The organism is Burkholderia sp. SIMBA_051, assembly GCF_046534915.1.
In the GTDB taxonomy this organism is placed as follows: Bacteria; Pseudomonadota; Gammaproteobacteria; order Burkholderiales; family Burkholderiaceae; genus Burkholderia; species Burkholderia ambifaria.
Genome location: NZ_JAWRXS010000582.1, coordinates 1 through 254, shown reverse-complemented (window position 1 = coordinate 254; position 254 = coordinate 1). Strand labels below are relative to the sequence as shown.

The window sequence follows — 254 nt, the reverse complement described above, 5'->3', positions numbered from 1 at the left end:
CATCATCATCTGGGTCCTGATCATCGCGCTCGGCTCCTACGCCGGCTGGAACTACTGGAAAACCCACCAGCGCAACAAGTCGGTCGAAGCCTCGGCGCTGTATGACGAGCTGCAGGCCTCGCTGCTGGCGAACGACAATGCCAAGGTGCAGCGCGTGGCCGGCGATATCCGCGCCAAGTACGAATCGTCGGCCTACGCGCCGATGGCGGCCCTGGCCGCGGCCAAGACCGCCTTCGAAGCGAACGACCTCAAGA

General features: G+C 64.2%; 1 protein-coding gene. It reads left to right on the top strand.

Annotated elements, in window-relative coordinates; all coding sequences use genetic code 11:
* The coding region (locus SB771_RS35810) for a tetratricopeptide repeat protein (RefSeq protein WP_410722144.1) at positions 1–254 on the top strand (254 nt) is incomplete at both ends.